Origin of the sequence: Burkholderia sp. Se-20378, from assembly GCF_017104665.1 — a bacterium.
Lineage (GTDB): Bacteria > Pseudomonadota > Gammaproteobacteria > Burkholderiales > Burkholderiaceae > Burkholderia > Burkholderia lata.
Genome location: NZ_JAAGPG010000355.1, coordinates 1 through 8,876, shown reverse-complemented (window position 1 = coordinate 8,876; position 8,876 = coordinate 1). Strand labels below are relative to the sequence as shown.

Genomic DNA, 8,876 nt, shown 5'->3' with positions numbered 1-8,876 from the left:
CCGCGCCGGCTCGCGCACGGGCGCATCAGCCGCAGCCGCGGCCGGCAGGCTCGCGAGAATGCTGGCCCGCAACGCATCCGGCGCACGGTGATAGTCGGCCTGGCGCACGGCCTGCACCAGCGTGACGATCCGCGCGCGTTCCCGGCGGCACGCTTCGCACCCTTCGACATGCTGCTGGACCCGCAACGCATCGGGCGCCGACAGCTCGCGGTCGACGTCCGCGTCCAGCAACGCTCGCGCTTCGTTACAGTCCATCGATAGCCTCCGATGCGGTTCCGCCAGCCGGCGTACGGCCCGGCCTGCCTTCGGCCGCCGGTGCCGGCGGGCCACCCAGCAGCGCGGCGAGCTTGCGCCGGCCGCGTGCGAGCCGCGACATCACCGTGCCGACCGGCACGTCCGCGATCGCCGCAATCTCGCGGTAACTCAGGTCCTCCATCTCGCGCAGCACGAGCACCTCGCGGTATTCGGGCGGCAGCTTCGCGAGCGCTTCATTCACGAGCCGCACGTTCTCGCCCCGCAGCAGGTGCGCGAGCGGATCATCGGTCGCCGGTTGCCAGTCGTCGGGCACGTCGGTGTCGTCGAGCGTGTCGGGCAGCGCAACCTCGTGCGCATGCGTACGGCGCCGCCATTCCGTGTACCAGGTGTGGCGCACGATCGTCAGCAGCCACGGCCGCGCGTTGTCGCCGCGGCACGAATCGACGAAGCGCAGCGCGCGCATGCACGCGTCCTGGACGACGTCGTCCGCATCGCCGGCGCTGCCGCTCAGCCAGCGCGCGAGGTTGTACGCGGCGTCGAGATGCGGCAGCACGAGCACGCGAAACCGCTCGCCGCGCGCAACCGCGTCGTCCACCGACCGCTCATCGACCGCCTGTCCGGCTTGCCCCACATGGCCTCCCTGATCCCGGCGGCCGAAGCCGCGCCCGTTCCGGGCACGGTGCCCGGACAGACCGGCAACGTGCGCGCTCGATGACCTTACCGTCGTTGCGTCGAGTTTATTCCCGCGCCGCGCGCCCGAAACGTAAATAAATCGTCGAACAGCCCTGTGGCCGGGCCGTCCGCGCCGGTTACGGCGTAGTGCTCCAGTAACCTGGGCCCGCGTAAGCGGCGCGCAGGTAGTCGATGAAGTAGCGCACGCGCGCCGGCACGTAGCGCTGCTGCGGGTAGACCGCGAGGATGTCGTAGTCGGGCAAGGCATACTCGTCGAGCACGGTCTCGAGCTCCCCCGTCTCGAGCTGCGCGGCGATTTCCCACGTCGAGCGCCAGCCGAGCCCGAGGCCCTCGGCCACCCAGCGGTGCAGCAACTCGCCGTCATTGCAGTCGAGATTGCCGGCCACGCGCATCGTCGCGATCTTGCCGTGGCGCTGGAAATACCAGCCGCGGTTCTGGCCGCCCTGCAGGTTGAACGCCAGGCAGTTGTGCTTGAGCAGATCGTCGAGCGACTTCGGCCGGCCGTGCCGGCGGAAATACTCGGGCGTGCCGCACACCACGCGCCGGTTCGACGCGAGCTTCACCGCGACGAAGTTCGGATCGACGGCCCCGCCGATCCGGATCGACAGGTCGTAGCCTTCGCGCACGAGATCGACGACGCGGTCGGTCAGGTTGAACGACAGCTGCATCTCGGGTTTGTCGACCAGGAAGCCGGGGGCGTGCGGCGCGACGTGCTTGCGCCCGAATGCGGCCGGCGCGGACACGATCAGGTGCCCGCTGACCGCGCGCCGCCCGGCGGCCAGCTCGTTCTCGGCCTGATCCCATTCGGACAGCAGGCCGCGGCAGCGCTCGAGGAACGCCGCGCCCTCCTCGCTGACCACCAGCCGCCGCGTCGAGCGGTACATCAGCTTCACGCCGAGACGCTTTTCGAGCGCGTCGATGCGCCGCCCGAGCACCACCGGCGACACGCCCTCCTCGAGCGCCGCCGCCGCGAGGCTGCCGGCATCGGCCACCCGCACGAACGTCTCGATCTGCTTGAAGCGATCCATCTCCCGTCTCCGTCTCTGTTCCGGCACCGGCGGAAAGCCCCGCCCAACCGTCATTCCATACTTTTAGTTTCGAAAAAAGCGACTCCGGCTGATCTTATCAAACCTTTCCTGCGTCCCTAAAGTGTCCCCAACAGACCCATTTGCAAGATCCACCCCATTCAAGGAGACATTCATGGCCAAGATGAGAGCCGTCGACGCAGCTGTGCTCGTGCTCGAGAAAGAAGGCATCCAGACCGCGTTCGGCGTGCCGGGCGCAGCGATCAACCCGTTCTACTCCGCCATGCGCAAGTCGGGTGGCATCAGCCACGTGCTGGCACGCCACGTCGAAGGCGCGTCGCACATGGCCGAAGGCTTCACGCGTGCCGCCCCGGGCAACATCGGCGTGTGCATCGGCACGTCGGGCCCCGCCGGCACCGACATGATCACCGGCCTCTACTCCGCATCGGCCGACTCGATTCCGATCCTCGCGATCACGGGCCAGGCACCGCGCGCCCGCCTGTACAAGGAAGACTTCCAGGCCGTCGACATCGAATCGATCGCGAAGCCGGTCACGAAGTGGGCCGTCACCGTGCGTGAGCCGGCGCTCGTGCCGCGCGTGTTCCAGCAGGCATTCCACCTGATGCGCTCGGGTCGTCCGGGCCCGGTGCTGGTCGACCTGCCGATCGACGTGCAGCTCGCGGAAATCGAATTCGACATCGACACGTACGAACCGCTGCCGGTCTACAAGCCCGCGGCCACCCGCGCGCAGATCGAGAAGGCGCTCGCGATGCTCAACGACGCGGACAAGCCGCTGATCGTGTCGGGCGGCGGCGTGCTCAACGCAGCGGCCGAAGACCTGCTCGTCCAGTTCGCCGAAACGATCGGCGTGCCGGTGATCCCGACGCTGATGTCGTGGGGTGCGATTCCGGACGATCACCCGCTGATGGCCGGCATGGTCGGCCTGCAGACGTCGCACCGCTACGGCAACGCCACGATGCTCGCGTCCGACTTCGTGCTCGGCATCGGCAACCGCTGGGCGAACCGCCACACGGGCAGCGTCGAGGTCTACACGAAGGGCCGCAAGTTCGTGCACGTCGACATCGAACCGACGCAGATCGGCCGCGTGTTCGGCCCGGATCTCGGCATCGTGTCCGACGCAAAGGCCGCGCTCGAGCTGTTCGTCGCCGTCGCACAGGAATGGAAGGCCGCCGGCAAGCTGAAGGACCGCAGCGCCTGGGTCGCCGACTGCCAGGAACGCAAGCGCACGCTGCAACGCAAGACGCACTTCGACAACGTGCCGGTCAAGCCGCAGCGCGTGTACGAAGAGATGAACAAGGTGTTCGGCCGCGATACGTGCTACGTCAGCACGATCGGCCTGTCGCAGATCGCCGCCGCGCAGTTCCTGCACGTGTTCAAGGCGCGCAACTGGATCAACTGCGGCCAGGCCGGCCCGCTCGGCTGGACGATCCCCGCCGCGCTCGGTGTGCGTGCAGCGGACCCGAGCCGCCCGATCGTCGCGCTGTCCGGCGACTACGACTTCCAGTTCATGATCGAGGAACTGGCAGCCGGCGCGCAATTCAAGCTGCCGTACGTGCACGTCGTCGTGAACAACTCGTACCTCGGGCTGATCCGCCAGGCGCAACGTGCGTTCGACATGGACTACTGCGTGCAGCTCGCATTTGACAACGTGAACGCACCGGAACTGAACGGCTATGGCGTCGACCACGTGGCCGTCGCGGAAGGCCTCGGCTGCAAGGCGCTGCGCGTGTTCAAGCCGGAAGAGATCGAGCCGGCGCTGCGTCAGGCGCAAACGCTCGCGGAAGAGTTCAGCGTGCCGGTGGTCGTGGAAGTGATCCTTGAGCGCGTGACGAACATCTCGATGGGCACGGAAATCGACGCGATCAACGAATTCGAGGATCTCGCCGAAAAGGCCGAGCACGCACCGACCGCGATCTCGATGCTCGACTGAACCGCACGATATTTTTGACTGACCGACCGAAGAGGCTTAGCTCATGCCGAAGTTTGCTGCAAACCTGACCATGCTGTTCAACGAAGTGCCGTTCCTCGACCGCTTCAAGGCGGCCGCCGATGCGGGCTTCGACGCCGTCGAGTTCCTGTTCCCGTATCCGTACGCGAAAGAGGAACTCGCCGAGCGGCTCGAGACGCATCGCCTGCGCCTCGTGCTGCACAACCTGCCCGCCGGCAACTGGGACCAGGGCGAGCGCGGCATCGCGTGCCTGCCCGATCGCGTCGGCGAATTCCAGGAAGGGGTCGGCCGTGCGATCGAATACGCGAAGGCGTTGAAGGTGCCGCAGCTGAACTGCCTCGTCGGCATCCCGTCGGCGAGCACGGCGCGCGACAAGACGTTCGTCACGATCGTCGACAACCTGCGCTTTGCCGCCGACGCGCTCAAGCGCGAAGGCATCCGCCTGCTCGTCGAGCCGTGCAACAGCTTCGACATCCCGGGCTTCGCGCTGAACCGCTCGTCGGAAGGGCTCGACGTGATCCGCGCGGTCGGCTCGGACAACCTGTTCCTGCAGTACGACATCTATCACATGCAGCGCATGGAAGGCGAACTGGCCGCGACGATCGAACGCAACCTCGCGTCGATCGGCCACGTCCAGCTCGCGGACAACCCGGGCCGTAACGAGCCGGGCACGGGCGAGATCAACTACGCGTTCCTGTTCGCGCTGCTCGACCGGCTCGGCTATGCCGGCTACGTCGGCTGCGAGTACAAGCCCCGCACCACCACGACGGAAGGCCTCGGCTGGCTGCAAAGCGTCGCCGGCTGCGCACCGGGCTCGGCGCGTCGCGCCGCCTGAGTCGCACCCTTCCCGTTTCAGCCCTATAGGAGACTTTCACATGGCAACCATCGGTTTCATCGGCCTCGGCATCATGGGCGCGCACATGGCGCGCAACCTGCTCAAGGGCGACCACCAGCTCGTCGTGAACGGCGCGTTCCCGATCCCGGACGACCTGCGCACCAGCGCGAAGGTCGTCGCGAACTCGACCGAAGTCGCACAGAACGCGGACGTCATCGTCGTGATGGTGCCGGATACGCCGGACGTGCGTAACGTGCTGTTCGCCGACGACGGCGTCGCGAAGGGCCTCTCGGCCGGCAAGCTCGTGATCGACATGAGTTCGATCTCGCCGCTCGACACGCAGGAATTCGCGAAACAGATCAACGCACTCGGCTGCGACTACCTCGACGCGCCGGTGTCCGGCGGCGAAGTCGGCGCACGCGAAGCGTCGCTGACGATCATGGTCGGCGGCCCGGAAGCGGCATTCGAGCGCGCCAAGCCGCTGTTCGAGAAGATGGGCAAGAACATCACGCTCGTCGGCGGCAACGGTGCGGGCCAGACCTGCAAGGTCGCGAACCAGATCATCGTCGCGCTGAACATCGAAGCGGTCGGCGAAGCGCTGCTGTTCGCCGCACGTTCGGGCGCCGATCCGGAGCGCGTGCGCCAGGCGCTGATGGGCGGCTTCGCCGCATCGCGCATCCTCGAAGTGCACGGCGCGCGGATGACCAAGCGCACGTTCGATCCGGGCTTCCGCATCGAGCTGCACCAGAAGGACCTGAACCTCGCGCTCGACGGCGCACGCAAGCTCGGTCTCGCACTGCCGCACACGGCCAGCGCGCAGCAACTGTTCAGCGTGTGTGCATCGCACGGCGGCAAGGCATGGGACCACTCGGCACTCGTGCGCGCGCTCGAGATCATGTCGAACTTCGAGATCGGCCAGACGCCGGCCGCGTAACGCAGCTGCAACGATGCGCGTTTCCGCTGCGATGGCGGAGGCGCGCGACAGACATACGTGACCGGCACGGCCGGTCGCATCGATGCGCGACACATTCGCGCATCACGGTGGGGCGCCCCGCCCTGCACTGCCGACGGCATGCGGGACGGGGCGAAAAACGCCGCTCTGGGCTGAGAGCGGCGTGGTGGGGTCCGCAGCGGCACCCGGCGACGCCGGGGAAGCCTTGGTCGGTCAGACGTCGTCGTCGGGTGTCCGCCTGTCGGATTTCGCGTATTACATTTCTTTACGTTCAAGCGTGCGATTTTTCATGCAATCGTCGTCATGAACGCCTACACTTTCGCCACGCCTTTCGAGAAAACCGCCGCGCTTGCGTTCACCCCCGGTGACCGCGCCCAGCGCGGTGTTTTTTTCGCCACTTCACGGCGCGTTTTCTTTTCAACCACCTAAGGAGTGCAACGATGGGTCTTCTTTCGTTTATCAAAGAGGCGGGTGAAAAACTGCTGGGTCATGCCGATGCGCAAGCAGCGGAAGATCCGAATGCCGCAAACCAGACCGCGGCTGATGCCATCAAGAACTACATCAACACGCAGGGTCTCGACACGTCGAACCTGACCGTCGCGTTCGACGGCGCATCGCGCACCGTGACGCTGTCGGGCAGCGTCGCCGACCTCGACACGAAGGCCAAGGTCAAGGTCGCGGCCGGCAACGTGCAAGGTGTCGCTGGCGTCAACGACGACGATCTGCAGCCGGACGATCCGGAAGTGCAGTACCACGACGTGAAGTCGGGCGACACGCTGTCGGCCATCGCCAAGGAAGTCTATGGCGACGCGAACAAGTACCCGGTGATCTTCGAGGCGAACAAGCCGATGCTGTCGAGCCCGGACCGGATCTACCCGGGCCAGAAGCTCGTGATTCCGCCGCAGTCCTGAGCATTGTTGCCGGACTGACGGACGCAAAAAAGGCAGGCCGATGGCCTGCCTTTTTTCATGGTGACGCGTGCGGCCCGCGCCGCGCGCATCGGTCAGCCGATCAAAGCGTATCGAACGTGCGTTGCAATGCGTCGCGGCCGTGGATGCCGTTCGCGAGCGCAAGCATCAGCAGCACGCGCGCCTTGAACGGGTTCAGCGACCCCGCGCTCACGAAGCCGAGCGCATCGTCGCTCGCGGCGCCGTTGCGCATCACGTGCCCCGACCCGACGCGCGATGCGCGAACCACCGCAACGCCAGCGCTTACCGCATCGGCCAGCGCCGCCTGCAGCGTCGCATGGATCGAGCCGTTGCCGGTGCCCGCGACGACCAGACCGCGCACGCCGGCCGCGACGAGCGCATCGACGGCCGTACGCGTTACACCCGCGTAGCTCGCGACGACTTCGACGGGCGGCCACACAGCGGCGATCGCCAGTTGCGTGTCGCGCGCACGCGTGACGCGGCGTGCGAATTCGACCCGGCCGTCCTGCACCCAGCCGAGCGCGCCGAGCTCCGGCGACTGGAACGCATCGACCGCGTAGGTGCTCGTCTTCACGACGTCGCGCGCGCCGTGGATCCGGTTGTTGAACGCGACCAGCACGCCCTGCCCCCGCGCGGACGGATGCGCAGCCACCGTCACCGCGTTCAGCAGGTTCAACGGGCCGTCGGACGACAGCGCGGTCGCCGGGCGCATCGCGGCCGTCAGCACGACCGGCTTGTCGCCGTTGACGACCAGGTGCAGCGCATACGCGGTTTCCTCGAGCGTGTCGGTGCCGTGGGTGATCACGATGCCGTCGATCGCCGGATCGGCCATCAGCGCGTCGATCCGCGCGGCGAGCGTATTCCACAGCGGCAGCGCGAGGTCCTTGCTGTCGATGCTGGCGATCTGCTCGGCGTCGATGCGCGCGACGGACGCGAGCGCCGGCACCGCATCGACCAGGAAATTGACGCCGAGCGCACCGGCCTGGTAGCCGGCCGTGCTGGCCGCGTCGGGCGCGGCGCCGGCGATCGTGCCGCCAGTGGCGAGCACGGCGATGCGCGGCAGGGCCGCCGCGGACGAAGAAGATGCGGAATTCGGAGTATTCATGGCCGCGATTGTAAAGGCTTGCGGCCGGGATCCGGCAGGTTCCGGCACGGCGATCGAGGCCGGCCGCCGCACATCATGGTTTGTCCCGATCGCCCAGCCGCACGTGCCGTCAACGGCCGTGGTGTCCGCAACGTTATAGAAAGTGCCGTTTTGGTGTTTTCACATTGATTTGCCATAATCGGAACGCGCTGTGCGATGCGGCCCTATCCTCGTCGCGCGGTGCTTCGTGACGGCGTCGATAACACGCAATTCACCCCATGGGAGTGTCGAAATGAAAATCCAATCGCTCGTAGCCGCAGTGCTTCTCGGCGGCATGCTGGCTTCCCCCGCGTTCGCGGCGAACAGCCAGCAGGACAAGATGAAGGCCTGTAACACCCAGGCAGCCGGCAAGACGGGCGACGAACGCAAGGCGTTCATGAAGGACTGCCTGTCGACGAAGCCCGCGAAGGCCATGTCGCAGCAGGAAAAGATGAAGGCGTGCAACACGCAGGCCACCGGCAAGAAGGGCGACGACCGCAAGGCGTTCATGAAGAGCTGCCTGAGCAACGCGCCGGCAGCCTGAGTCCCGGCGCTCCCGTATCGAATGCCGCGCACCGCTTCGGCGGGCGCGGCATTTTTGTTTTCGTTGCACGCGCATCGACGCACCCCGCCCCTCGCCTCTCCCGCGCCTCCCGCCCCGCTTTCCCGGCCCGCCGTGCCGGCGCCGCCACATGGTGCGGCAATTCGCCGCGTTTTCTTCTATGATGGCTGCAACGCGGCCCATCCAAGTACAAGAAGCGCCATCGGGCCGCCCTCGAGACAGACGCGCACACGCGTCAAACGGAGGCATGGATGGCATGGAGACAACACCGCTGGTTCCGCCGCTGGCTGATCGTGATCGTATTCTGGGCCGTGCCCGTTGCGATCGTCGCCGTGCGCGAGATCCGCGAGGAAATGGCGTACAACAAGGCGGACCTGCAGCTCGCGCTGACCACCTGGCAGCTCACCGCCGCGCCGCAGGAGCCGACGCCCGATGCACGCGAACGGCGCGCCGCCGCGATCCTCGATCTCGTGCAGTCGATGCTGCGGCTGCGCGACGGCGACGCGTCGCCGACCAAGTCGACCGTCCACACG

Annotated in this window: 10 protein-coding genes and 1 pseudogene; 7 read left to right on the top strand and 4 right to left on the bottom strand. The window is 66.9% G+C overall.

Annotation, left to right across the window (positions count from 1 at the left end; genetic code table 11):
• From G3N93_RS27975 to G3N93_RS27965, 3 genes are all read right to left on the bottom strand, one after another.
• The coding region (locus G3N93_RS27975; protein WP_206134414.1) for an anti-sigma factor at positions 1–255 on the bottom strand (255 nt) is incomplete at its 3' end.
• A complete protein-coding gene (locus G3N93_RS27970; RefSeq protein WP_174941151.1) occupies positions 245–886 on the bottom strand; it encodes an RNA polymerase sigma factor in 642 nt (213 codons plus the stop codon). The genes G3N93_RS27970 and G3N93_RS27975, both read right to left, overlap by 11 nt.
• Positions 887–1,064: 178 nt before the next feature.
• Entirely contained in the window at positions 1,065–1,976 is a 912-nt protein-coding gene (locus G3N93_RS27965; protein WP_174941153.1) for a LysR family transcriptional regulator, read from the bottom strand.
• 172 nt (positions 1,977–2,148) lie between these two features.
• Here G3N93_RS27965 and gcl point away from each other — a divergent pair, with 172 nt between their 5' ends.
• From gcl to lysM, 5 genes are all read left to right on the top strand, one after another.
• On the top strand, positions 2,149–3,924 hold the full coding sequence (gcl, locus tag G3N93_RS27960; protein WP_174941155.1) for a glyoxylate carboligase: 1,776 nt from the start codon (positions 2,149–2,151) through the stop codon (positions 3,922–3,924).
• 43 nt (positions 3,925–3,967) lie between these two features.
• Positions 3,968–4,777: a hydroxypyruvate isomerase gene (gene hyi, locus G3N93_RS27955; RefSeq protein WP_011657073.1), complete on the top strand. Its 810-nt coding sequence runs from the start codon at positions 3,968–3,970 to the stop codon at positions 4,775–4,777.
• Entirely contained in the window at positions 4,665–5,711 is a 1,047-nt protein-coding gene (locus G3N93_RS27950) for a 2-hydroxy-3-oxopropionate reductase (RefSeq protein WP_277396579.1), read from the top strand. The genes hyi and G3N93_RS27950 overlap by 113 nt, the downstream gene beginning before the upstream one ends.
• A 321-nt stretch (positions 5,712–6,032) precedes the next feature.
• Entirely contained in the window at positions 6,033–6,158 is a 126-nt protein-coding gene (locus G3N93_RS42100; protein ID WP_277396578.1) for a hypothetical protein, read from the top strand.
• An 11-nt stretch (positions 6,159–6,169) separates the two neighbouring features.
• A complete protein-coding gene (gene lysM / locus G3N93_RS27940; RefSeq protein ID WP_011352321.1) occupies positions 6,170–6,640 on the top strand; it encodes a peptidoglycan-binding protein LysM in 471 nt (156 codons plus the stop codon).
• A 100-nt stretch (positions 6,641–6,740) separates the two neighbouring features.
• Here the strand turns inward: lysM and G3N93_RS27935 are convergent, their stop codons facing one another.
• On the bottom strand, positions 6,741–7,763 hold the full coding sequence (locus G3N93_RS27935; RefSeq protein WP_174941575.1) for an asparaginase: 1,023 nt from the start codon (positions 7,761–7,763) through the stop codon (positions 6,741–6,743).
• Between the two features lie 271 nt (positions 7,764–8,034).
• On the opposite strand from G3N93_RS27935, the gene G3N93_RS27930 reads away from it, so the two are divergent.
• Both G3N93_RS27930 and G3N93_RS27925 read left to right on the top strand, forming a co-directional pair.
• The gene (locus G3N93_RS27930; RefSeq protein WP_174941161.1) at positions 8,035–8,325 is read left to right on the top strand and encodes a PsiF family protein; all 291 of its coding nucleotides are present in this window, start codon (positions 8,035–8,037) and stop codon (positions 8,323–8,325) included.
• A 269-nt stretch (positions 8,326–8,594) separates the two neighbouring features.
• Positions 8,595–8,876, top strand: a pseudogene (locus tag G3N93_RS27925) (hypothetical protein); the annotation flags it as partial.

Excerpts from the sequence above, each read along its gene's own strand:
- lysM (WP_011352321.1), top strand. The coding sequence starts at position 6,170 with ATGGGTCTTCTTTCGTTTATCAAAGAGGCGGGTGAAAAACTGCTGGGT.
- G3N93_RS27935 (WP_174941575.1), bottom strand. The coding sequence starts at position 7,763 with ATGAATACTCCGAATTCCGCATCTTCTTCGTCCGCGGCGGCCCTGCCG.
- hyi (WP_011657073.1), top strand. The coding sequence starts at position 3,968 with ATGCCGAAGTTTGCTGCAAACCTGACCATGCTGTTCAACGAAGTGCCG.
- G3N93_RS42100 (WP_277396578.1), top strand. The coding sequence starts at position 6,033 with ATGAACGCCTACACTTTCGCCACGCCTTTCGAGAAAACCGCCGCGCTT.
- gcl (WP_174941155.1), top strand. The coding sequence starts at position 2,149 with ATGGCCAAGATGAGAGCCGTCGACGCAGCTGTGCTCGTGCTCGAGAAA.
- G3N93_RS27950 (WP_277396579.1), top strand. The coding sequence starts at position 4,665 with ATGCCGGCTACGTCGGCTGCGAGTACAAGCCCCGCACCACCACGACGG.
- G3N93_RS27930 (WP_174941161.1), top strand. The coding sequence starts at position 8,035 with ATGAAAATCCAATCGCTCGTAGCCGCAGTGCTTCTCGGCGGCATGCTG.
- G3N93_RS27965 (WP_174941153.1), bottom strand. The coding sequence starts at position 1,976 with ATGGATCGCTTCAAGCAGATCGAGACGTTCGTGCGGGTGGCCGATGCC.